Here is a 22,149-nt window from a genome sequence, read left to right on the forward strand (position 1 = left end):
TATTATGGATGCCAAAGAAAAATATTTAAAAATTAAAATAGGAAATAAAAATGTTTTTGATATTTTAAACGAATTAAAAAAAGAATCTAATTCAATAGATTCAATAGTAAAATTAAGAGAAGTTTTCCCAGAATTGACTCTAATTGAAGCTAAAGAAATTCTAATAATTAGCGAAACTTCCTTTAATAGTTTAGATGAATACCAGCAAAATTTTTTAAATCATTTTGAAAAATTATCAGATGAAGATTTCTAATAGAAAATCATGACCTAAAACAATATAACACCGAAGGTAAAAGCCTCCAAATGGACATGAAATAATCCATGTAAGAGGTATTTCTGATGCTAAAGAAGTTTTAGAAAACTTTAAAAATGCAGTAATAGTAATTTTTAAGCGATGACGATTCAAAACGGAGAAATTGTTACCTGAAGGTATCATTAACAAAATAAAACAATTAGATGATGACAATTTTAAATATGATGAATTATTAGACTATATTGATTCAACAATCTATAATTTTCAAAAAATTAAAAAGCTAACTTGTTAAGTTAGCTTTTTTTTGCAAAAATTAGAAATGGTTCAGTATTAGAACCCATAACGGCTATTATCAGACTATCATTAAAGGTGTTGCAAAAAAACTGGGTAAATGATCTGACAAAAGTAGGTTTACGGTTCGGACAACTAGAAGACGATCTTTACATTCTGGCGTATAAAGGAGAAGAAGTTTTAGGAGTACAAAAAAGCAACTCACAGAAACCATTAATGATTACCTGAAAAAAGGAGAAGGTTTAGAGAAGTATTTGGATGAATTAGTTGATATTGAAAATCATATCTTTAATAGAATTATTAAGGGAAGATTCACTAAAAAAACTTTAAAATCAAACATAGATTTATTAGATGAGGCTGGAAATACGTTGTTTAGGTTAGCGAAGGAAGATTATGAAAGTTTTATAAATTTTGCGAAAAAAACTTCAAAAGAGAGAAAAAAAATTATTGATGAAGTAAATTTAAAACTAAACAGTAATGGTAAAAAGTATAATCCTAGAAATGCTAGATTAAAAGGATATGAAGTTCCTAAAAGTAAAGTAGGTGCTTCACCAGATTTCTCTACAGCACCTAAGTATCTCTATAATGATAAAAGTATAGTAAAGATTCAGATAAAAAGTGAACGAAATCTTGATTTTATAGAATCTTTTAAAGTAATGGGTATAACTGATAAAAAAACAATGAAAGTAATTTTAAAAGATTATACTTGGCATCATTTAGACGATTTAAACTCTGAATTGGAATGTACAATGCAATTGGTTTTACGTGAAGCACATGAAGCCACTTATGGACATTTTGGTTCTGCGGGACAGGCACAGAAATCAATACCTTTAAAAAAATATTTATAATTATGAACAATTTTATACTGACTGAACAAGTAGTAACAACTTTAGATGTTTCAAATTTAGAATTTGAAATTGGAATAACCCTTCCTGAAAAATATAAAGAGCATATACTAAGGTTTAATGGTGGATGCCCAGACGAAAAAGACTGTTTTAAAGGGAAAGTAATTGCACACTTTTATCCTATTAAATATGGAAAATCTCCATTGGAAAAGACATATGATAGGATAAAAGACCTATTACCAAACAAATTTCTGAATTTTGCTTATGATGGAGGAGGAAATCCTTTTTGCTTCAATCTTAATGATGGTATTAATTATGGTAAAATATATTATTGCCCAATGGATATGGGAGAAGTTGAACCTGAATTTTTAGCAAATTCATTTGAAGAATTTATGAATGGATTAACTGAGGATTGTGATTATTAAAAATGAATATATTTGTATGGTAGTTTTAAAAGTACAGTTTTATTTGCTGTACTTTTTTTATAAAAACATTTTTTAAACTGGAATAGAACATTTTAGAGGCATAAAAAAAGGCTCTTGAAGAATACTTTAAAAAAGGAGATGAAATAGGATTAGAAAAGCATTTGGATGAGTTAGTTGAAATCATAAACAAAAGAAAAAACTCGTTTTTAAAATATAGTTCTAAATTTGATGAAAATTTTATTAATCATTTAAGTGGAGATGTAGAAATAATAAAGCCTAAATTATCAGATATATGGATTAATTCTAAAGAATGGCTATATAGAGGATTACAAGGTCAAGGTGGGCATTGGTTAAACGAATCTTTAATTGTTCGGGATATTATTTATCCATCTGGTATTTCTAAGGTTAAAGATATACCACCAGATATCCCTTTTAGAGCAAGAATTGGTGTAAAATCATTAAAAGGAAAACTTTTCCCTAAAAATGAAATTTCTTCTATGTTTCCAAGAAACTGGAGTAAAGAACGAATTATGGAAGAAGTTGCTTTTGTTTATGAGAATGCTCAAAAAGACGCAAGTTTAACAAAGAGAATGGCAACAAACTCTAATTTTGGAAAGATAGAAGGAGAATGCACAAATGGATTCAAAATATTGATAGAAATAGACATTAATGGAAATATAATGAATGCATATCCTAAACTTTAAAAAAAAGTAAAATGAAATACAAATTTGACAAAAAAGATGACTGGTTTTATGTATTTTCAGAAAACGAAAAATACAAAACATTAGAAAGTTTTACCTATTATGGTTGGACACCACAAAAAGCACAAGAAATCATAGATGGGGTAGAAAAAAACAAAACATTAGCAGCAGATAAAGACCCATATGTGTGGGGCAATGAAGATATAACTGTTTTTGCCAACAAAAATGGTGTTTTGCTCATAGACAAAATGGCAATGAGAGCTAAACAAGACGTTGAACCTTTAGAACTATCACATCAAGAATTCTATGCTTTTATGCAAGACTTTAAAAAATTTATTGAAGAAAACCATTAAACCTTAAACCGTTCATGAATGAACGGTTTTTTTATTACATCATAAATTTTTTTACAATTCGGACAACTAAAAGATGATCTTTACATTCTGACGTATAAAGGAGAAGAAATTTTTAGGGGTACAAAACAACAACTCGCAGAAACCATTAATGAATACCTGAAAAAGGGGAAAGATTTAGAGAAGTATTTGGATGAGGTTGTAGAAAATTTAAAAAAAGAACAAAACCAAGTAAAGTGCCAAGTGTACATGCTAAACCAAAAGGATTTATAAATAGAATTTCTAAAAAAGCGGATATTGAAACAAAAATATCACTAGAACTAAAAAATGAAACTGCTAAAATTTTAGCTAAAAGTGGGTTTGATATTGAACAAAATCCCATAATTAAAGATTCGACAAGAGAACCTGACTACCTTATTTAGGACAGAGTTTTCGATTGTTATGCTTCCTTTAATAAAAATAAACCTGTAAGAGGTATTTGATCAGAAGTTCAAGATAAAGTTTTAAAAGATCAATCCAAAAGAGTTGTAATAAACCTTAAAAATTGGGAGGGAGATGTTTCAAAATTGCAACAGCAGTTCATGGACTGGGCTATTGAAGGTTTAGAAGAAGTAATGTACATTACAAAAGAAGGAAAAATAGATTATATAATATTAAAACAATAAAAGTATGTCATTAACGTATAAATTAAAATTTAAAAGAAAACTAGAAGAAAAAATAGAATTAATAGAAAAAAAAGATATTAAATATTTTTTAATTTCAGAATTATATTTATCAACTGATGGTTATTTTAATAGTAACTTTGAAGGTAAAGAGTTAGAATACGAATTTGGCAAGTCATTGAAACCCCAAACTAAAAATTGGTTTTTTTTTATAGCTTTTTAAATAGTGCGTTTTCAACAGATACTGGCATTGCTATATTTGCCAGAATACGGGAAAAAGCGAAAAACATTAAACCGTTTTTAGATGAAATTTTAGAGTTTTTGAGTACTTTATTAAAATAAAATCGCTGATTTCAAACATAGCTTAATAAGTCACAAACAAAAAAGATTATCGGGATAAATATTCTGGTAATTAAATTATTAAAAAAAACTGTAATTGTAAAAATATAATTTCATCTTAATCAAATCACCTTCCTCAACTTTTCTATTTTAGCATCAACTGATCCTATTTCAAATAAACGCATGATTTTAAATAAAAACGAAGCAATTTTTCCCGGTTTTACTACCAGATCTGCAACCTTTGTTATGGAATAATCTCTCTTTTCAATGCATTCCTCCGATTGGTTTGCATTTAACGGAGCCAATTCAACAGCGAATTTCCAAGCTCCTTCCCTAGCCTCCTGCATACTAAAGTCTATTAAAAAAGTATCGATATGTTTGGTTTTCTTCAAAATCCATTTCAATACCGGCCACACATCAGATAAGGCCTTTTCAACATTTCCGACTAAACCTGACAAAATCTCGTTAATGGTATTAAAGTCATCATGCAGGTCATTGATAGCATCCTTTGGAGCCACTTCAGCCGCAGCTATTCCCAAATCGAGGTTAATATGAGCATTCATTCCTAACAACAAATGCTGTAAAACAATACCCCAGTAATCCTCAGCATATTCAAAAGCAACTTCCCAACAAGACGATGCTTGTATTCCATTCCTGTACTCATAATAAGCCTTGATATACCGATTAGCAAAAATAATATCTAAGCGCTCCATTCTGGGACCGTTTTGAAACATTCCGTTAGCAATACCTTCTTTTACTTTTTCTGTAACCTTACAATACAAAACGGCAAAATAGCCTAACGGTGAACTCTGTTGGACAGATTCATCTATTATGGTATTTAAAATAGCAATAACTTCATCAATAGATTGAGCTTGTGGCATCATTGACATAACAAAAGTTTAAACTAATGTAATAAGAAAATTTTTAAAAACGAATAATACTATAAATAAATTTTTACAAATTAAAATATATTGGGTAGATTATTTTCTTTTTAATTAGATTTTTTTCTTTATAATATTTGTATATTAGATTTTTTTCTTGTATTTTTGTATTCTAATATTATCAAATATAAGACATGGACAAGTTTACTCAAAAAAGGATCAATCTTTTGCATCCAATGGTACGCGATGAAATAACAACCATCATTAACGAATGCAATCGTTCTTTAACCGGAAAAGCAAAAATACGCATTACGCAAGGCCTGCGATCCGTTGAAGAGCAAAACAAATTATATGCACAAGGAAGAACTAAAGCCGGTAAAAAAGTAACCCATGCTAAAGGCGGACAATCCATTCATAATTACGGATTTGCCGTTGATATTTGCCTAATCATTAACGGTAAAACAGCTTCTTGGGACACTGCTAAAGACTGGGATAACGATCAGGTTTCCGATTGGTATGAATGTGTAAAGATCTTTGCTAAATATGGTTGGGAATGGGGCGGAAACTGGAAGAATTTTAAGGATTTACCTCATTTTGAAAAACGAGGTTACAACAATTGGAAAACATTATCAAAAAAGGAAAAAGACCAGAACGGTTATATCATAATTTAATAATAAAAAATCAGAAAATGAAAACACTAAAAAAATGGATCGGACTTACAGTGATTATCTTATTTACTTCTTGTCAGTCCTTGCAAACTGCTGTTTATGACCAATATTCCTATCAAAAAACAACAGCACTTAAAATTGAAGCAGAAAGCCTAATGTCAAAAGCTTCTTCATCGTATGAAACCCATAAAAAGGAAGTCGAACTGTTTCTCATGGAAGTCGCTAAGCTTAAAGAATATGAAAAAAACAAACCTAAAAACGAAATAACGTATGAAATGTGGAACATTCTAACGGATGAAGAAAAAAATCTTCTAACGGCTTATTTTAGGAAATGGGAAAAGGAACGATCACTCTCCCCTTTTTTCATAAAAGAAGCTTCAGAACAAATCATTGAAGCTTTTGACCTGTTGATTGAATACGAGATTAAAAAAGACAAAACATCTCAACGCAACCTATTAAACGTTATATCACAAAATTAAAACCCTATGGAAAAGAACAATAGTATTGAAGAGTTAAAAAAAGCTTTGGTAGAAACTTTAGGAGAAGAATACAAGCATTTAAAACCCGAGATCCAAAAAGATATCGATGATTTCATACAAAAATCCGAAGCAAAATTGATTCGCTGGACAACCTATGTTGCTGATGCCGTTTTGACTGCATCTGAATTAAAATGGTTGCTTAAAAGCCAACAATCCATTTTAACGTTAAAGGCTTTACAGGCTGCCGGTCTCTCAAGAATACGATTGAACAACATTAAAAAACGTATTTTGGAAACCACTTTAACGGTACTAATTTCTACAACTTTAAAATAAATACTATGGCAAAAAAAATCAGAATTCTCAGTTTAGATGGCGGCGGCATCCGGGGTATCATAACCTGTGTTATTTTGCGTTATATTGAAGAACAATTACAAAAAATAGATAATCCGAATGCAAAAATCGGTGATTATTTTGATTTGATTGCCGGAACCAGCACAGGAGGTCTATTAACCGCCATTTTATTATTTCCTGACAACACCAATAACGCTAAGTTTTCCGTTGAAGAAGCTTTGGATCTTTATGCCAAAAAAGGAAACTCTATTTTTAATGTTTCTTTCTGGGAAGGAATCATCAATCCTTTTGGCCTATTTAATGAAAAGATCTCTCAGAAAAACCTGGAAAAACAACTGGAAGATGTTTTTAAATATTTAGAATTAAAAGACCTGACCAAGCCTTGTTTGATTACGTCTTACGACATCAATCAGCGAAAAGCTAAATTATTTTGCAGTCATGAAGCACATTCTTCTTTGGAAAATTTCTTTGTGAAAGATGTTTGTAGAGCAACCAGCGCCGCTCCCACCTACTTTGAACCGGCAAAAATAAAATCTTTATACGGACAAGAGTTTGTACTGATCGACGGAGGTGTTTTTGCTAATAATCCGGCGTTAAGCGCTTATGCAGAAGCCCGAAAAATCCCTTTTTCAGAAGTGCTACACGACAGTTTAAAACCGGACTATCCGGATATTAATGACATTATATTGGTTTCTATAGGAACCGGAGAAGTTTTCAAATCCTATACATTTGAAAAATTTGAAAATGCCGGAAAAATAAAATGGATTTCGCCTTTGATCGATATATTACTATCATCCAATGCAGAGACCGTAAATTATTTATTAACCAAAATATATGGCACGTTGGGCCCTCGAAATCGAAAAAATTACTATCGGTTAATGCCACAACTTAAAAACGCCTCTTCAGATATGGATGACACCTCACAAAAAAACATCTTTGAACTGATACAGGCCGGATTATATTACGTGGATCAAAACAGAAACACTCTGGATGAAATTGCTAAAAAATTGGTGAAGAATAAATAAGGAAAGGCTGCATTTATGCAGCCTTTCCTTATTTCAAAAATATTAATCCGTCTTTATTACTTCTTTCAATTCATCTTCCTCTGTAATGCCACCGGCAAAATTAATTGCCGTCTGAATCAATGCCAAATGAGAATAGGCTTGCGGGAAATTCCCCAATAAACGTTTGGTTTTAAAGTCAATATCTTCACTGAACAAACCTAGATGATTGCTGTAAGACAACAACTGACCAAAGTACTGAATCGCCTTCTTCTTCTCTCCTATCTTAAACAAACTGTCAATAAACCAGAAACTGCAGATCGTAAAGGAAGAACTAGGCAACCCGAAATCGTCTTTATTTTTATAACGATACATTAAGCCGTCCTCACACAAATCTTTTTCAATAGCTTTAACTGTGTTGATATAACGAGAATCATCTGCTCTTACAAAACCATAATTCTGCATCAAAAGTGTTGAAGCATCTAAATCAGAAGAACCATACGATTGCGTGTAAGCCTTTATCTCATCGTTCCAGGCATTGTGATAAATATCGTCATAAATATCGGCTCTTAATTGCTTCCATTCTTCTAAAGGAGCTGTTTTATGGATCAATTCTGCAATCTTAATAGCCCGGTCTACTGCTACCCAACACAAAAGCTTTGAAAAAGTAAAATGTCGGTCTTCTGTTCGTAATTCCCAAATGCCTTTATCGGCTTTCATCCAATTCTCTTCAACGACATAAACAATGCCGGTTACAACCGTCCAAAGTTCTTCACTGTTCTCTAAAGTAGTTTCAAAACGGAAGAATTGCTGATAGATCACTTCCATTAAAATTCCGAAAATATCGTTTTGTTTTTGAACATAAGCAGCATTCCCTACCCTAACCGGTTTGGAATTTTCATATCCGGCGAGATGATCTAAGAAATATTCTTCCAACTTTTGTTCACCGTTTATTCCATACATGATTTGCATCTTGTTCCCTTTTTCCGGAATAATATCAATCAGGAAATTTAAAAAATGCTGGGCAGATGAAGCATGCCCTAATTCTATCAGAACACTTAATACCATAGAAGCATCCCGTATCCAGCAAAAACGATAATCCCAATTTCGCACCTCCCTATCGTCTCCGGAAGAGAAGTTGTCACAGCCGCCAATACAGCACCTGATTTTTGATACGTTAAGACTTTTAAAACCAGTGCACTTCTTAAAATTTCTTTATTGTAATATTTATAGGAAGTCGTCCGTTCAGACCAGTCTAACCAATACGCATACGTCCTTTGATAATGTAAAATACAACGATTAATATGTTGAGGTAAGATCTTTTCATAATAACTCAACAAGAAAAAGGATTCTTCTGTGAGTGTTATTTCTTCCTGGCTTAAAACAGCCTCATAATCCACATTAGAATATAAATACACGGAATCGTAGGTTCCTTTCACCGTATGGCTTTTAATATAACCATCTTTAACTCGACTTATCGTTTCTTCTTTAGCATAAACCACTTTTGGGTCATAATTGACTTTAAACTTTGGCTTGCCTTTTAACGGAACCAGATAACGAATGATCACGACCGGCGCATGAAGTTTCCCTACATTATCATAATAACGCGGCATAAAATCCCGGACTTCAAATGCGGCATCCGGACTTTCAAATCTGGTAACCAAAATATTGGTCTTGGCTAAATATTCTTGTGAAATGGTATACGTTTCATCAACAATAAAAGAAAAACTTCCCCCTTTTTCATTATCTAACATTTTAGCAAATACAGATGGCGAATCAAATTTAGGCAGGCAACACCAGTCTATCGAACCCTCTTTAGAAATTAATGCTGCACTCATACAATTCCCTATGATTCCATAATCTAAGTTTTTCATTTATTCGGTAAATTTTACGGCTGTTTTAAAAAATATTTGTAAATTAAGAAATTAAATTTTCATCTTAAAATATTTTTTAATGAAAAACAAAACCATTATTGTCTCAAACAGATTACCACTAAATGTTTCACTACCCGAAAATGAAGAAGAAAATGAAATAAAAATTTTACCGAGCGTTGGCGGCCTGGCAACAGGGATGAAGTCAATCCATCAAAACTCAGACAGTTTATGGATCGGTTGGTCAGGGATAGCAACAGACGATATCGATGAAAGTACCCGTAACAAAATAAACAAAGCCATCCAACAACAGAAATGCATCTCCGTAGACCTGACACAAGATGAAGTAGAGGATTTTTATTTTGGTTTTAGCAACGATCTTTTATGGCCATTATTTCATTATTTCACAGAATATACCCATTACAAAGATGAACACTGGGAAGCGTATAAAAAAGTCAACCGAAAGTTCGCTGAAAAAGTTTTGGAGTACTTAGAAGACGGCGATCAGGTTTGGGTTCACGACTATCAATTATTACTTTTACCTCAACTCATTAAAGAAGCAAAACCGAATGTTTCCATTGGTTTCTTTTTGCATATTCCTTTCCCTTCTTATGAAATTTTCAGGGTTCTGCCAAAACGGGAAGAGCTTTTAAAGGGAATGTTGGGCTCTGACCTCATCGGTTTTCACAATTACGATTACGAAAGGCACTTTATCAGTTCCGTTAGTCGTATTCTGCGTTATGATGTTAATTTCAACACGATTCAGGTAGGTCGGAGAAAAGTAAAAATCGATTCTTTTCCTATGGGAATTGATTATCAAAAATTTAAAGAAGCGGCTATTGACAATACAAACAAATCTCAAGAAGAAAAAAGTCAGTTAAAAGTCAGATTAGAACAGCATCTTCAGGTTTCTAATGATGCTAAACTGATCTTGTCCATCGATCGTTTGGACTATACCAAAGGAATTGCCCAACGCTTAAAAGCATTTGAATATTTTTTAACCAAATATCCGCAATTTCAGGAAAAAGCCCGACTGGTAATGCTTGCCGTTCCGTCACGGGAAAACGTTCCACAATACCAACGGTTAAAACGAGAAATAGACGAATTGGTCGGACGTATCAACGGTAAATTTTCAACTGTTAGTTGGACTCCGGTCTGGTATTTTTACCGTTCCCTCCCTTTTGAACAATTGATAGACCTGTACACTTCGTGTGAAATAGCGCTTTTAACCCCAATACGCGACGGCATGAACTTAGTTGCCAAAGAATATATTGCTTCCCGAACGGACAGGACCGGAACCCTTATTTTAAGCGAAATGGCAGGAGCTGCTCAGGAAATGAGTGAAGCACTGATCATAAACCCAAATGATTCCAATCAAATTGCCGAGGCTTTAAAAGTAGCATTCGAAATGCCCGAAGAAGAACAGATCATGCGGAATAAGTTCATTCAAAAAAGAATCAAACGTTATGACGTGGAAAAATGGGCTACGGAATTCATGAAATCTTTAGAAGCAACTAAAGACTTACAAAAAGAAAAGAAAACCAAATGGCTCAATGAGCCGGAAATGAAAGATGTTCTCACACAATACCGGACTGCTCAATCTAAAATTTTCTTTTTAGATTACGACGGAACCTTAGTCAATTTTCATCCGGATCCGCATTTAGCTTTACCAGACGCTAAACTGTATACTATTTTAGATCAGCTTATAACTAACAATAATGATCTGGTCATTATCAGTGGAAGAGATAAAGATTTTCTGGAACAACAATTCGGACATTTGCCGGTTACTTTAATTGCTGAGCACGGTGTTTGGACTAAGAAAAAAGGAAAAGACTGGATCATTAATCAGTCTTTGAACAACAACTGGATGGATTCTATCCGACCGATTATGGAGAACTTTGTAGACCGCACACCGGGTTCTTTTCTGGAGGAAAAGAATTATTCTTTGGTTTGGCATTATCGTAAAACGGATCCTGTATTAGGCGAAATAAGAGCCAACGAACTCTCAACGGTACTAACCGGATTTTTATCGAATCACAACATTGCTGTTTTAAAGGGTAATAAAGCCTTAGAAGTAAAAAACGGCACTGTCAATAAAGGTGCGGCTGCTAACCGGTTGTTAAACAAAACCTACGATTTCGTTTTTGCAATAGGCGATGACCGAACCGATGAATTTATGTTCCGGTTATTACCTAAAGAAGCTGTGTCTGTAAAAGTAGGCAATGAAGACACAAGTGCCCGCTATTTTATTGATGACACTGACAAAGTGAGACAAATATTACTTTCTTTTACCGAAAACACAGAAGAAACAACTGAAAAATAACTCCTCCTTTAAAACAAATATCAAAAATCTGCGTTCTGTAAAGAACGCTTTTTTTATACCTTTACGCCATGAAATTCAACTATCCGAAAAGCGAGAAATTAAAGAGTCAGACAACTATCGGTTTACTATTCAGTGAAGGTAAATCAGTAGCAAAATACCCGTTGCGAATAGTATACGTTGAAGACCCTGAATCGGATATAAAGATCCGAATGGGAGTCTCTGTTTCTAAAAAATATTTCAAAAAAGCAGTTGATCGCAATCATTATAAACGATTACTTCGTGAAGCTTATCGTTTGAATAAGCATATTTTAAACGAAAATTTAGAAAAAAAATATGCTATGATGTTCTTCTATCAAACCAAAGAAAAATTAAATTTTCACGAAATTCAGGAAAAAACCGTTATTCTTTTTAAGAAGTTAATTGAAACAGAGGCCGATTCTTAATGCTTTTGGTTCGTTTTTTATTCAATAATAACTACATTCGTAGTATTAAATCTTTTTTATATGAAAATTAATTTGCCTAAAAAAGTTGTAATTCCTGCCTTGGCTTCTGCTTTTTTATGGGTTGCCGTAAGTTTTAAAAACGATTTTTTTGAGATTGCCAAACAGATAGAGATCTTCACTAATACCTTTAAAACCGTTAACCAGAATTATGTTGATGAAACCAATCCGGGTGAATTAATGGACGTAGCTTTAAAGAGTATGCTAAAAGAATTAGATCCTTACACCGTTTTTTTCAGCGAACAGGATGTTTTAAAGTTCAAAATAAACAGCACCGGTGAATATACAGGGATAGGCGCTATGGTTCAACGCAAAGAAGGACGCGTTTTTCTAAAAGAAATTTTCAAGGGATTTCCCGCCGATAAAGCAGGGTTAAAAGCAGGAGACGAGATCGTACAGATCGGAGATGTCAGACTAGCTGATTATAAAGACGATGCTTCTCAGCTTTTACGCGGTTCTAAAAACACTACTATTGCGTTACAATTTTTGAGACAAGGACAAACAAAAAATACAACTATTGTTTTAGATGAGGTTGAGCTTAAAGCTGTGCCTTATTCTACCTTACTGAATGACAAAACTACAGGCTATATTGTTCTTTCAAAATTCACGGAGACCGCAAGCAAAGAAACGAAAGCAGCTTTATTAGAACTTAAAGGGCAAGGAGCAACTAAAATTATATTAGACCTCAGAGGAAATCCCGGCGGATTATTGCACGAGGCTGTAAACATCTGTAATCTTTTTGTACCCAAAGGAGAGGTCATCGTAACTACAAAATCTAAGAATGCAAAGCATAACAACACTTATGCTACCCGAAACGAACCTTTGGATCTCGAAATTCCATTAGCTATTATCGTAAACGGTAAAAGTGCCTCAGCATCGGAAATCGTATCCGGCGCTTTACAAGATTTAGACAGAGCCGTAATCATAGGAAGCAGAAGTTTTGGAAAAGGATTGGTACAAAGACCTTTAAACTTACCTTACGGAACACAGGTAAAAGTGACTATTTCCCGTTATTATACACCTTCAGGGCGCTGTATTCAAGCTTTAGATTATTCCAACGGTAAAGCCATTAAAAAAACTCAGGAAGAGTTTAATGCGTTTAAAACGAAAGCCGGAAGAACTGTGTATGACGGTGGAGGAATTTCACCTGATATAGCCGTTGCTGAAACCAAGACAAGTTCTATAACAGACGCCTTAACCGGAAATGATGCTATTTTTGACTTTGTTACCCAATTGTATTACAAAAACCCTGATGCATCAAAATATCCAACGGTAAGCGATGCTGATTTTAATGTCTTTAAAAGCTTTATAAAACAAGATCGCTACAAGTTAGACACAGAAACGGAAATAGCTCTGGAAAATGTATTAGAAAAAGCTAAAAAAGAACAGATTGAAAGCAGTATCACTGCTCAATACGAACAACTGAAACAAGCTCTTAAAAAAAGCGAGGAAACCGAAGTTGAAAAATATAAAAATGAGATCAAACGTTTACTTCAGGAAGAACTGATTATTCGTTATGCTTATAAAGAAGGTCTTTATACGTATTTTACTCAAAACGCCGGTGAAATACAAAAAGCACAGGAAATTCTTAATTCAGTAACAGAATACAACAAAATACTAAAAAAATAATGACATGAAATGGATCTATAGCTTTCTGCTTCTCTCTCTTTCCGCCTTGGCACTGGCGCAAGAAGAAGAAGTTCATTCTATTTATTTTGAATTTGATAAATACAATTTAAAAGAAGAACAAGCCGAAGCTGTCGTAAACTTTGTTAAAAGTTTAGATACCGCTAAAGTTGAGACCATTGAAATATTCGGATATTGTGACGACAGAGGTAAAGATGAATACAACTATAAACTTTCCACCAATAGAGCTAATACAGTAAAAGACAAATTAATTGAGAAAGGCGTCAAAAGTAAAATCATCATCACGATTGAAGGTAAAGGACGTATCTTGATTGATGAAGATCTACAAGAAAATGTACCTGAGATCCGTTCTAAAAACAGAAGAGTAGACGTTGTTGTCAATTACAAACCCGTTGTTGTTGAAGAATTAAAGATCCCGGGGTTTACAACACTGTCCCGAAAGATCCGGTTGTAGGAGACCGCATTTACTTAGATAAACTTCTGTTTGAACGGGGTAGTAGTGTTCTGAACTACAAAGCTAAAAAAGAACTGGAGCGTGTAGCTAAATTACTTTTAAGACATAAAAACATAAAATTTGAAGTACAGGGTCATGTTTGCTGTACTCCATCTTATCATAAGGAAGCTATTGACCGCGGTACTAAAAAAAGAGAACTTTCTACTAACAGAGCTAAAGCTGTTTACAAATATCTGTTGTTAAAAAAAATAGCTAAGACCCGGATGACTTATAAAGGCTATGGCAACACTCAACCACTGGGAAAAGGTGCTCAGTTTGACAGAAGGGTAGAGCTTGTAATCACTAAAATCTAAGCTTTTATTTCCTTCACTAATCGGCTTAAAGTTTCTCTCGACAAACCTAAATAATGAGCAATCATTGTTTTAGAAACACGTTGAAACAACTGTGGATACTGGCTTAATAACAATTCATATTTTTCTTTGGCAGAGTTCTTTAACATGGATAAAACTCTCTTTTGCAAAGCTACATAACCGCTAAAAGCTTTTTGTGCGTGAAACTGATACATTTTAGGTACTTCTTCACACATTTTCTTTTTATGTTCAAGCGATAATTCCAGCACTATGCAGGTTTCTAAGGCTTGTACACATATTTCTCCGCTTTCTTGTTTAGAAAATGCCGGATAATCAGATACCCACCAATTCTCCATTGCAAATTGAATAATATGTTCTTTACCTGAATCATCAAACATAAAGGCTTTAAGTAGTCCTTCAACGACCAAAAACTCAGAAGTTACAATTTGCCCGCCTTTGATGAGGTACTCTTTCCTGCTTACTTTCCTTGGTACAAAATACCCTGAGATCATCTCAAATTCATCATCTGTGAGCCTTACTATTTCTTCTATATGTTGGCGCAAAAAAGAAGCATATTCCATTTCGTAAAAATACAAAAAGGAATATGCTTTCAGAAACTAATTAACCTATTAATTATTTCTTTAAAAGCTCTTTTATAGCTTCTCCCACATCTTTAGCAGATTGTGGGTTCTGACCGGTTACTACTCTTTGATCTACAGTTACATGAACCTGCCAAGGTTCTGATTTTTCAAAGATACCACCGTGTTCTGTCAATTTATCTTCTAAAAGAAAAGGAACTACATCTGTTAATTTAACAATACTTTCTTCTTCATTGGTAAAACCATTTATCTTTTTACCTTCAACTAAATAATTGCCATTGCTCAATTTAACATTGACTAAACCTGCCGGTCCGTGACACACCGCTGCTACAACTCCATTATTCTCATAAACCTCAGCTGTGATCTTTGCAATGTCTTCATTTAAAGGCAAATCCCACATAGCTCCATGTCCGCCGGCAAAAAAGATAGCTTTATATTCAGAAGGTTTCACCTCTGAGGGTTTTAAACTATTAGAAATTTTATTGTGATAATACGAGTCTTCCCAAAACTTTTTATTAATAGAGTCTTCAAGATCAAAACCGTCAACCGGAGGGTTTCCACCTTTAGGGCTAACAAAATCTATTTCATAACCGACCTCTGTTAATACTTCCCATGGATGGGAAACTTCCCCTAAATAATATCCGGTCTTTTCTCCGGTATCTCCTTTTGTGTCATGACTTGTTACCACAAACAATATTTTCTCTTTCATTTTTTCTTCTTTTTTAATTTCTACGGATTCTTTTTTTGACTCTTCTTTACATCCCGAAAAGCTTATCATTAAGCATAATACACTGATGCCTACTCCTAATTTATTGCTCATTTTCATTGATTTTATAATTATTTAAAACTTTCTCTAAATGGTTTTGATATAATTTCACATAATTTTCAATTCGTTCTACGGTTCCGTTTTTCTCCAGATCATGAAAATGAAAACTGTCAAGTCTTTGCATTCCTGTAAAAGCATTCATTTTATGAAATCCGAACATGACTCCTTCATCTACCGTTTTTTGTTCAAAAAATTCTCCGGGTAATGTAAATGCTGTTTCCGGTGCATTCCAGCTAGTCGTTAAAAGATAGTTCCTGCCGTGTAAAGAACCTCCGGTTCCATAATTAACTTCCGGATTTTCATTTTTTCTTCCGTCACTGTAATAAATGCCTTTTCGATGACCTGCAGTAAACACAAGATCTATATATTCTTTCAGCTTATAAGGGAGTCCGAACCACCAAACAGGAGTGTGGTAAATAACCACATCTGCCCATACAAATTTTTCAACTTCATCCTGCAGATGATATGGCTCATTAATGTCTGTTACTTTTAATTCAAATCCTTTTTCTTGCGTAAAGAATGCTTTATCAGCATCCGTTATTGTTTTATTGAATTTGCCTCCGGAATGGGCAAAATGTTGTCCGCCGTTGATTACAAATATTTTCTTCATTACTGTTCTTTTTGCAAAGTTCTGATATCTACTTCAAAAACACCTGTGACCTAGGTCACAATTTATATGTAAAGAAAAAGGCTGAATTAATTCAGCCTTTTTTCATTCTAATATGTGGAATATCGTCTTCCAGATACATCTCGCTTATTTTTACAAAACCATGCGCCTCGTAAAACTTTTGGAGGTATTCCTGCGCTGAAATGGTTATGGTCTCTTCTCTGTAAAAATCTGAAATTGCCCGGATAGAGACTTTCATTAATTCATGTCCGAATTTTTTATCTCGATATTTCGGGCTTACTACTACACGGCCAATGGAACTTTCATCAAAATAATATCCTTTATCAAAAAGACGGGAATAGGCTGCTAAATTGCTTTCATAATATCCCAAAACATGCAATGCTTTTTCATCTTTACCGTCAATATCCTGATAAACGCAATTTTGTTCCACTACAAAGACCTCTGATCGTAATTGTAATAGTTCATACAGTTCTACTATTGAAAGTTCGTTAAAACTCTTTATTTTAAATTCTAAATCCATTCAAAAAATATCTAATACCAAAAATTGTCATTCCGATCAAAGAAGAAGTCTCATATTTTTTTAAAAATGAGATTTAGCTTAGCTAAGATTTCTCCCTTCGTCCGGAATGACAATTATAATGTTGTTTATCTTATTTCAAAAATTTTACTGATTTGATAATGGCTTCCAGTTCAAAAATCAGATCACGTTTTGATTTAGACGGATTATAGGTAAATCCTTCTAAAATCAGGTAGCGATTGTTCTTTTCGTCACGAATGGCATAATTGATAAACGGTCCGGCCATATAATCATTTTTCAATTCCCAAGTTCCTTTCGTTTCGTATGTTTTTCGACCTTTAATAGTTGTATTAAAAAGATAAGGTGCATAAGCCTCTTCTGTAATCATCCAGGTATTATCAAGAGTTCCGTGAATAAATTGTTTTCCGATGGAATCCCGCATGGCTGTAATATTTCCTATGGTATTACTATCCTTGTCTATTACGTGAAGCGGTACTTCATAAACCAAAACACTGTTATAACCGGAAGAAAATTCTTTTCGTATCCATAAGAATTTATCTTTTACCATATCATATTTGTAACCGTAACCGATATTAAGTTTTATACCAAATTGATCCTGTATCTTCTTGTCACTGATCAAAGATTTATTTAATCTTCTTTGATTTTCATCAACTTCTGATGATTTGATACTATTGATAATAACTGAAGACTTTTCTTCAATTAACTGTAGTAACTCTTCATTGGTTTTTCCTACCAGATAAAACACTTTTTGCGGTACAGCAAACTCATTTTGTTTTTCAACAAAACCGGATCTATTACCTTTATTTACAATGATAATGTTTCGGCTTTTGCGAATGATCCCTTCAAAAATCTTTATCGGATACTGATTCAGATTGAACAAGGGTTCCTCTTGTGGTAATCCGTCAACCGGTGCAGCAAATTTTTTACGGATAGAATCTCCTATTTCACCACTCCATAAATTTTCATCAATAACAACTGATACATTATTAATCTTTCCGTTAGATTCCGGCAGGAGAGCCTTAGGATCTTGCTTTTTCTCATCACACGAAAATAAAAGCAACATACTGGCAACAATTACAAAAAACTTCTTCATTTTTTAACGTTTATGGTTTAATATAAATAAGGAAATTAACCGTTTATTTTAAGTTTCATTCCCGGTTTTATATTATCCCCACTAATATCGTTCCATTTTTTTAAATTATCGGCTGAAATTCCCGGAAATTTTTTAGCGATGGAATATAAAGAGTCCCCTCTCTTTACAATATAATAGCCGTCAGCTACTGAATTTGCTGATCGGGAAGAAGATGAATAATCATTGGTATAGATCTTTAATGTTTTACCTGCATGAATCATATTTCCTCGTAAATTATTCCATCTTTTGATATTAGAGACAGACGTATTGTACTTTTGTGCTATAAGACCAATACTTTCTCCGGAACGGATCTTGTGATAAATCAAACTTCTATTCAGATTAGCATCTGCCAAGGCAGAATTGGAAGTAGAAACTTTCTCTTTCTGTTCATCCAGATGCTCTACATACGCATAGATCTTTTCTTCGTTAGACACAAATAAACCTATTTTGTTCTTAGGCAAACGCAAAAAATGAGCTTTTTCAGTTGAAAACGGAATAACCTGAATTTTATAGATCGGGTTCAGAAATTCAATTTGTTCAACCGGGATATCTAAAATATCTGAAACTTGCTGAAAAGTCATTTCTCGTTTAACAGCAATAGTATCGGTTTCAAAATATGTTACAGGTGCTTTATTTGGCTTGATAGCATGCTCTTTATGGTATTCATAAATGTACATTGTCGCCAGAAAGGCCGGAACGTAGTTCGCTGTTTCTCTCGGTAAATTTCTACGAATATTCCAATAGTTCTGACTTCCTCCGGAACGACGGATTGCCTTAGAAACATTGCCGGGTCCAGCATTATAAGAAGCTAAAACCAAACTCCAGTCACCAAAAATATCGTATAAATTAGATAAATATTGACAGGCAGCTTCTGTCGCTTTTAACGGATCATAACGTTCGTCTACATACGAATTTACTTCCAGGTTGTATTGTTTTCCGGTAGGATACATGAACTGCCACAAACCGGTTGCTCCGACACGCGATCTCGCTTTCGGGTTCAATGCAGATTCTACAATAGCTAAATATTTGATTTCCAAAGGAACATTGTATTTGTCTAAATGTTCCTCAAACATAGGAAAGTAATACTCGGAAATTGCCATCAAACGCTCAAAAGAGCTTTTTCTGTTCTTTAAAAACGCTTTGATTACATTTTCTAATGCCGGAGTATATTCAACATTGAAAGGAGATTTTGCATCCAGGCTTTTTAAACGTTCCTTTAACAGGTCTGTTGATAGATCAAATGTGACCGTTGAGTCGATATCTGTCGTTACTACATCTGTTAGCATTTCTTCAAAAATCTCATCATTAGATAACTCCGCCATCCATCTTTCATCGATACAAGTACTTGTATTGTGATTAACAAAAGTGCTTTTAAGAGAATCTAAATACGACAGCTTAGGTAGCTCTAAATTAGGCTCATTAAGCTCTTTTTCCTGTGCAAAAGAGCTTAGTGCAGCCATAATAATTAAAGCGGATAATTTTATTTTTTTCATCGTTTGTATTGTTTATTTAGGGCAAAACAAACTTAAGGAATATTTTTCTATTCTAAAATAGCCGCAATTCCGGGTAGTGTTTTACCTTCTAACATTTCCAGCATTGCCCCGCCACCGGTTGAAACATAACTCATTTTATCTTCCAATCCGAATTGTTTAACTGCTGCCACACTATCGCCTCCTCCTACTAAAGAAAAGGCTCCTTTTTCGGTTGACTCGGCAATAAACTCTCCTAATTGGATTGTTCCTTTTGCAAAACTTTCCATTTCAAAAACACCAAGCGGACCGTTCCACAGTATCGTTTTTGAATCCAGAATAATTCGTTTGAAAATCTCTAATGATTTCGGACCGGCATCTAAACCTTGCCATCCGTCAGGAATATGATTTACATCTACCACTTGTGTATTAGCATCATTAGCAAAGGTATCTGCAGCAACTACATCAATTGGTAAATGGATTTGAACTCCTTTTTCTTTTGCTTTTTTCAAAATTTCAATAGCCAGATCTAATTTGTCATCTTCACAAATAGAGTTACCTATTTTTCCACCCAAAGCTTTAACAAAAGTAAAGGTCATACCTCCGCCGATGATCATGTGGTTTACTTTGTCTAAGATATTTTCGATAATGGTAATTTTAGACGAAACTTTACTTCCTCCTAAAATTGCCGTTACCGGTTTAACAGAATCGTTCAATACTTTATTGATACTTTCGATTTCTTTTGCTAAAAGGTAGCCAAAACATTTTTTATCACTGAAAAACTGGGCAATAATCGTCGTTGAAGCATGAGCACGGTGGGCTGTACCAAAAGCATCGTTCACATAAATATCACCTAATTTTGATAATTTTTCTGCAAAAGCTACATCTCCTTTTTCTTCTTCTGCATGAAAGCGAAGGTTTTCTAATAAAACAACATCTCCGGCCTGCATTGCCGCAACTGTAGCTGCAACTTTGTCACCGATACAATCATCAACAAAAGTTACTTTTTTACCTAAAACTTCTTCTGTTTTAGCCACAATATGTTTTAAGGAATACTTTTCTTCCACGCCTTTCGGTCGTCCTAAATGGCTCATTAAAATCACACTTCCGCCATCATTCAATATTTTATCAATTGTAGGCTTGGCAGCTTCAATACGAGTAGCATCGGTTACATTGAAATTCTCATCTAAAGGAACATTAAAATCTACTCTGATAATTGCTTTTTTGTTATTGAAATTAAAGTCGTTAAGTGTTTTCATTTTTATTTTATTTTTGGAATACTTGCAAATATAAAGTATTGTAACCTACAAATTTAATACAAACGTCACATTTGCCATATTTTTTAACGGAATCGTTTTCGGATTTTGAAAAATTAAAATTTACAGTTTAGCAATTTTTGATTAGGTTTGTGCTATGCTATTTCAAGACGTTTTAGGACAAGAACACATTAAAAATCACCTGATTAGAACTGCTAACTTAGGAAGAATACCTCATGCACAGCTTTTTGCCGGTCCGGAAGGTAGCGGAACTTTGCCTATGGCAATCGCTTATGCGCAGTACATTTTATGCCAGAATAAAGGAGAAAACAACAACGGTAATGAGGCTTGTAATTTAAAATTCAATCATTTTTCCCATCCCGATCTGCATTTTGTTTATCCGGTGACTACAAGCGAAGAAGTTAAAAAAAATGCAACCAGTGCAAGTTATCTGACTCACTGGAGGACTTTTTTAAAAGAAAATCCATACGGCAATTTATTTGACTGGCTTACTCAGATCGGCGTTCAAAACAAACAAGGTCAGATAGGAGTGGATGAAGCCACGGAAATCAACAAAGCTTTGTCATTAAAGGCTTATGAAGGTGGATACAAAGTAATGATTATATGGATGGCAGATAAAATGAATATTGCCGCTTCAAACAAATTACTAAAGCTGATTGAAGAGCCACCTGCCAAAACCATTTTTATCTTAATCACGGAAAACCAGGATGAGATTCTTCAAACCATTCAATCCCGTTGCCAGGTAATTGATTTTTTGGCAGTTGATGAAAATTCCATTGCGAAAGCCTTAATGAAACACAAAGGCTGTGAAGAAAATCTGGCTTATAAAATAGCGCATCAATCCAACGGAAATTACAACAAAGCGTTGCACTTGTTCCATCATGATGCCAGTGAGTTTCCTTTTGAGAAATGGTTCATCGATTGGGTGAGAAGCGCCTTTCGTGCTAAAGGGAATGCTGCTGCTATTTTAGACTTAATTTCTTGGAGTGAAACCATAGCCGGATTAGGACGTGAGGTTCAAAAACAATTTTTATATTATTGTATCGATTTTTTCAGACAGGCCTTATTACAGAATTACGGGGCAGAAAAACTGGTATATCTGGAACCTGAGACTGAAAAGTTTGAACTTAGAAAGTTTGCTCCATTTGTTGATGGTGGCAATATTTTACCTATTTTTAAGGAGTTAGAAGATGCTATTTACCACATTGAACGCAATGGAAATAGTAAAATTATTCTAACAGATCTATCTATTAAACTAACCCGACTCATTCATAAAAAACAATAACTAT

The 22,149-nt window shown here is 33.9% G+C and carries 28 protein-coding genes and 1 pseudogene; 19 read left to right on the forward strand and 10 right to left on the reverse strand.

Annotation, left to right across the window (positions count from 1 at the left end):
* Positions 1-4: 4 nt before the first annotated feature.
* The 9 genes and pseudogenes from DI487_RS06790 to DI487_RS06820 all read left to right on the forward strand — a co-directional run bounded on the left by DI487_RS06790 (position 5) and on the right by DI487_RS06820 (position 3,750).
* Entirely contained in the window at positions 5-253 is a 249-nt protein-coding gene (locus tag DI487_RS06790) for a hypothetical protein (protein ID WP_109568965.1), read from the forward strand.
* A 369-nt stretch (positions 254-622) separates the two neighbouring features.
* A complete protein-coding gene (locus DI487_RS16015; protein WP_170108179.1) occupies positions 623-772 on the forward strand; it encodes a hypothetical protein in 150 nt (49 codons plus the stop codon).
* 26 nt (positions 773-798) lie between these two features.
* The gene (locus DI487_RS06795; RefSeq protein ID WP_109568966.1) at positions 799-1,392 is read left to right on the forward strand and encodes an HNH endonuclease signature motif containing protein; all 594 of its coding nucleotides are present in this window, start codon (positions 799-801) and stop codon (positions 1,390-1,392) included.
* A gap of 2 nt (positions 1,393-1,394) precedes the next feature.
* A complete protein-coding gene (locus DI487_RS06800; RefSeq protein ID WP_109568967.1) occupies positions 1,395-1,814 on the forward strand; it encodes an SMI1/KNR4 family protein in 420 nt (139 codons plus the stop codon).
* 161 nt (positions 1,815-1,975) lie between these two features.
* Entirely contained in the window at positions 1,976-2,518 is a 543-nt protein-coding gene (locus DI487_RS06805; RefSeq protein WP_170108180.1) for an EndoU domain-containing protein, read from the forward strand.
* Positions 2,519-2,529: 11 nt separating this feature from the next.
* Complete coding sequence (locus DI487_RS06810) at positions 2,530-2,868, forward strand: hypothetical protein (protein WP_109568969.1); 339 nt, start codon at positions 2,530-2,532, stop codon at positions 2,866-2,868.
* A gap of 233 nt (positions 2,869-3,101) precedes the next feature.
* Positions 3,102-3,287 (forward strand): hypothetical protein, encoded by a 186-nt coding sequence (locus tag DI487_RS06815; RefSeq protein ID WP_109568970.1) that lies wholly within the window; start codon positions 3,102-3,104, stop codon positions 3,285-3,287.
* An 81-nt stretch (positions 3,288-3,368) separates the two neighbouring features.
* Positions 3,369-3,530: pseudogene (locus DI487_RS16020) on the forward strand (CdiA C-terminal domain-containing protein); the annotation flags it as partial.
* Between the two features lie 4 nt (positions 3,531-3,534).
* Entirely contained in the window at positions 3,535-3,750 is a 216-nt protein-coding gene (locus tag DI487_RS06820; protein WP_109568971.1) for a hypothetical protein, read from the forward strand.
* Positions 3,751-3,988: 238 nt separating this feature from the next.
* On the opposite strand, the gene DI487_RS06825 is transcribed toward DI487_RS06820, so the two are convergent.
* Positions 3,989-4,756, reverse strand: a complete 768-nt coding sequence (locus tag DI487_RS06825; protein WP_245896550.1) for a DUF5995 family protein — start codon at positions 4,754-4,756, stop codon at positions 3,989-3,991.
* Between the two features lie 185 nt (positions 4,757-4,941).
* Here DI487_RS06825 and DI487_RS06830 point away from each other — a divergent pair, with 185 nt between their 5' ends.
* From DI487_RS06830 to DI487_RS06845, 4 genes are read left to right on the forward strand one after another with little or no spacing between them, the layout of a single operon-like run.
* Positions 4,942-5,418: a M15 family metallopeptidase gene (locus DI487_RS06830; protein ID WP_109568972.1), complete on the forward strand. Its 477-nt coding sequence runs from the start codon at positions 4,942-4,944 to the stop codon at positions 5,416-5,418.
* A gap of 17 nt (positions 5,419-5,435) precedes the next feature.
* Positions 5,436-5,894, forward strand: a complete 459-nt coding sequence (locus DI487_RS06835) for a hypothetical protein (RefSeq protein WP_109568973.1) — start codon at positions 5,436-5,438, stop codon at positions 5,892-5,894.
* Positions 5,895-5,900: 6 nt separating this feature from the next.
* Positions 5,901-6,227, forward strand: coding sequence for a hypothetical protein (locus DI487_RS06840; protein WP_109568974.1), 327 nt, complete (start codon positions 5,901-5,903; stop codon positions 6,225-6,227).
* A 5-nt stretch (positions 6,228-6,232) separates the two neighbouring features.
* On the forward strand, positions 6,233-7,270 hold the full coding sequence (locus DI487_RS06845; protein ID WP_109568975.1) for a patatin-like phospholipase family protein: 1,038 nt from the start codon (positions 6,233-6,235) through the stop codon (positions 7,268-7,270).
* 42 nt (positions 7,271-7,312) lie between these two features.
* Here the strand turns inward: DI487_RS06845 and DI487_RS16690 are convergent, their stop codons facing one another.
* The gene (locus DI487_RS16690) at positions 7,313-8,314 is read right to left on the reverse strand and encodes a glycoside hydrolase family 15 protein (RefSeq protein ID WP_394335976.1); all 1,002 of its coding nucleotides are present in this window, start codon (positions 8,312-8,314) and stop codon (positions 7,313-7,315) included.
* Positions 8,305-9,120: a trehalase-like domain-containing protein gene (locus DI487_RS16695; protein ID WP_394335977.1), complete on the reverse strand. Its 816-nt coding sequence runs from the start codon at positions 9,118-9,120 to the stop codon at positions 8,305-8,307. The genes DI487_RS16690 and DI487_RS16695 overlap by 10 nt, the downstream gene beginning before the upstream one ends.
* Positions 9,121-9,199: 79 nt before the next feature.
* Here DI487_RS16695 and DI487_RS06855 point away from each other — a divergent pair, with 79 nt between their 5' ends.
* The 5 genes from DI487_RS06855 to DI487_RS16595 all read left to right on the forward strand — a co-directional run bounded on the left by DI487_RS06855 (position 9,200) and on the right by DI487_RS16595 (position 14,394).
* Entirely contained in the window at positions 9,200-11,440 is a 2,241-nt protein-coding gene (locus DI487_RS06855; RefSeq protein ID WP_109568976.1) for a bifunctional alpha,alpha-trehalose-phosphate synthase (UDP-forming)/trehalose-phosphatase, read from the forward strand.
* Between the two features lie 68 nt (positions 11,441-11,508).
* Positions 11,509-11,883: a ribonuclease P protein component gene (gene rnpA, locus DI487_RS06860; RefSeq protein ID WP_109568977.1), complete on the forward strand. Its 375-nt coding sequence runs from the start codon at positions 11,509-11,511 to the stop codon at positions 11,881-11,883.
* A gap of 60 nt (positions 11,884-11,943) precedes the next feature.
* Positions 11,944-13,569 carry a S41 family peptidase gene (locus tag DI487_RS06865; protein WP_109568978.1) on the forward strand — a complete coding sequence of 542 codons (1,626 nt, stop codon included), beginning with the start codon at positions 11,944-11,946 and terminating at the stop codon, positions 13,567-13,569.
* A gap of 4 nt (positions 13,570-13,573) precedes the next feature.
* The gene (locus tag DI487_RS16590) at positions 13,574-14,041 is read left to right on the forward strand and encodes an OmpA family protein (protein ID WP_317046279.1); all 468 of its coding nucleotides are present in this window, start codon (positions 13,574-13,576) and stop codon (positions 14,039-14,041) included.
* Between the two features lie 74 nt (positions 14,042-14,115).
* On the forward strand, positions 14,116-14,394 hold the full coding sequence (locus DI487_RS16595) for an OmpA family protein (RefSeq protein WP_317046288.1): 279 nt from the start codon (positions 14,116-14,118) through the stop codon (positions 14,392-14,394).
* On the opposite strand, the gene DI487_RS06875 is transcribed toward DI487_RS16595, so the two are convergent.
* The 7 genes from DI487_RS06875 to DI487_RS06905 all read right to left on the reverse strand — a co-directional run bounded on the left by DI487_RS06875 (position 14,391) and on the right by DI487_RS06905 (position 20,842).
* Complete coding sequence (locus DI487_RS06875; protein WP_245896551.1) at positions 14,391-14,987, reverse strand: Crp/Fnr family transcriptional regulator; 597 nt, start codon at positions 14,985-14,987, stop codon at positions 14,391-14,393. The genes DI487_RS16595 and DI487_RS06875 overlap by 4 nt on opposite strands.
* A 37-nt stretch (positions 14,988-15,024) precedes the next feature.
* Positions 15,025-15,810: a type 1 glutamine amidotransferase domain-containing protein gene (locus DI487_RS06880; protein WP_109570627.1), complete on the reverse strand. Its 786-nt coding sequence runs from the start codon at positions 15,808-15,810 to the stop codon at positions 15,025-15,027.
* Positions 15,800-16,426 (reverse strand): NAD(P)H-dependent oxidoreductase, encoded by a 627-nt coding sequence (locus DI487_RS06885; RefSeq protein ID WP_109568980.1) that lies wholly within the window; start codon positions 16,424-16,426, stop codon positions 15,800-15,802. Before DI487_RS06885 ends, DI487_RS06880 begins: the two co-directional genes overlap by 11 nt.
* A gap of 91 nt (positions 16,427-16,517) precedes the next feature.
* Entirely contained in the window at positions 16,518-16,964 is a 447-nt protein-coding gene (locus tag DI487_RS06890; RefSeq protein WP_109568981.1) for a GNAT family N-acetyltransferase, read from the reverse strand.
* Between the two features lie 130 nt (positions 16,965-17,094).
* Positions 17,095-18,075: a DUF4837 family protein gene (locus DI487_RS06895; RefSeq protein WP_109568982.1), complete on the reverse strand. Its 981-nt coding sequence runs from the start codon at positions 18,073-18,075 to the stop codon at positions 17,095-17,097.
* A 35-nt stretch (positions 18,076-18,110) separates the two neighbouring features.
* Complete coding sequence (locus DI487_RS06900; RefSeq protein WP_109568983.1) at positions 18,111-19,607, reverse strand: lytic transglycosylase domain-containing protein; 1,497 nt, start codon at positions 19,605-19,607, stop codon at positions 18,111-18,113.
* A 47-nt stretch (positions 19,608-19,654) separates the two neighbouring features.
* The gene (locus DI487_RS06905) at positions 19,655-20,842 is read right to left on the reverse strand and encodes a phosphoglycerate kinase (RefSeq protein ID WP_109568984.1); all 1,188 of its coding nucleotides are present in this window, start codon (positions 20,840-20,842) and stop codon (positions 19,655-19,657) included.
* A 154-nt stretch (positions 20,843-20,996) separates the two neighbouring features.
* Between DI487_RS06905 and DI487_RS06910 the strand changes: the two genes are divergently transcribed.
* Positions 20,997-22,145 (forward strand): DNA polymerase III subunit, encoded by a 1,149-nt coding sequence (locus tag DI487_RS06910; protein ID WP_109568985.1) that lies wholly within the window; start codon positions 20,997-20,999, stop codon positions 22,143-22,145.
* Positions 22,146-22,149: the final 4 nt, after the last annotated feature.

It is taken from the genome of Flavobacterium sediminis, from assembly GCF_003148385.1.
GTDB lineage: Bacteria > Bacteroidota > Bacteroidia > Flavobacteriales > Flavobacteriaceae > Flavobacterium > Flavobacterium sediminis.

Coding starts and splice junctions, on each gene's coding strand:
- DI487_RS06835 (WP_109568973.1), top strand. CDS start 5,436: ATGAAAACACTAAAAAAATGGATCGGACTTACAGTGATTATCTTATTT.
- DI487_RS06845 (WP_109568975.1), top strand. CDS start 6,233: ATGGCAAAAAAAATCAGAATTCTCAGTTTAGATGGCGGCGGCATCCGG.
- DI487_RS06900 (WP_109568983.1), bottom strand. CDS start 19,607: ATGAAAAAAATAAAATTATCCGCTTTAATTATTATGGCTGCACTAAGC.
- DI487_RS06905 (WP_109568984.1), bottom strand. CDS start 20,842: ATGAAAACACTTAACGACTTTAATTTCAATAACAAAAAAGCAATTATC.
- DI487_RS16590 (WP_317046279.1), top strand. CDS start 13,574: ATGAAATGGATCTATAGCTTTCTGCTTCTCTCTCTTTCCGCCTTGGCA.
- DI487_RS06800 (WP_109568967.1), top strand. CDS start 1,395: ATGAACAATTTTATACTGACTGAACAAGTAGTAACAACTTTAGATGTT.
- DI487_RS16690 (WP_394335976.1), bottom strand. CDS start 8,314: ATGGTATTAAGTGTTCTGATAGAATTAGGGCATGCTTCATCTGCCCAG.
- DI487_RS06895 (WP_109568982.1), bottom strand. CDS start 18,075: ATGAAGAAGTTTTTTGTAATTGTTGCCAGTATGTTGCTTTTATTTTCG.
- DI487_RS06820 (WP_109568971.1), top strand. CDS start 3,535: ATGTCATTAACGTATAAATTAAAATTTAAAAGAAAACTAGAAGAAAAA.
- DI487_RS06840 (WP_109568974.1), top strand. CDS start 5,901: ATGGAAAAGAACAATAGTATTGAAGAGTTAAAAAAAGCTTTGGTAGAA.
- DI487_RS06890 (WP_109568981.1), bottom strand. CDS start 16,964: ATGGATTTAGAATTTAAAATAAAGAGTTTTAACGAACTTTCAATAGTA.
- DI487_RS06825 (WP_245896550.1), bottom strand. CDS start 4,756: ATGTCAATGATGCCACAAGCTCAATCTATTGATGAAGTTATTGCTATT.
- DI487_RS06810 (WP_109568969.1), top strand. CDS start 2,530: ATGAAATACAAATTTGACAAAAAAGATGACTGGTTTTATGTATTTTCA.
- DI487_RS06865 (WP_109568978.1), top strand. CDS start 11,944: ATGAAAATTAATTTGCCTAAAAAAGTTGTAATTCCTGCCTTGGCTTCT.
- DI487_RS06830 (WP_109568972.1), top strand. CDS start 4,942: ATGGACAAGTTTACTCAAAAAAGGATCAATCTTTTGCATCCAATGGTA.
- DI487_RS06790 (WP_109568965.1), top strand. CDS start 5: ATGGATGCCAAAGAAAAATATTTAAAAATTAAAATAGGAAATAAAAAT.
- DI487_RS06880 (WP_109570627.1), bottom strand. CDS start 15,810: ATGAGCAATAAATTAGGAGTAGGCATCAGTGTATTATGCTTAATGATA.
- DI487_RS06855 (WP_109568976.1), top strand. CDS start 9,200: ATGAAAAACAAAACCATTATTGTCTCAAACAGATTACCACTAAATGTT.
- rnpA (WP_109568977.1), top strand. CDS start 11,509: ATGAAATTCAACTATCCGAAAAGCGAGAAATTAAAGAGTCAGACAACT.
- DI487_RS06885 (WP_109568980.1), bottom strand. CDS start 16,426: ATGAAGAAAATATTTGTAATCAACGGCGGACAACATTTTGCCCATTCC.
- DI487_RS16695 (WP_394335977.1), bottom strand. CDS start 9,120: ATGAAAAACTTAGATTATGGAATCATAGGGAATTGTATGAGTGCAGCA.
- DI487_RS06910 (WP_109568985.1), top strand. CDS start 20,997: ATGCTATTTCAAGACGTTTTAGGACAAGAACACATTAAAAATCACCTG.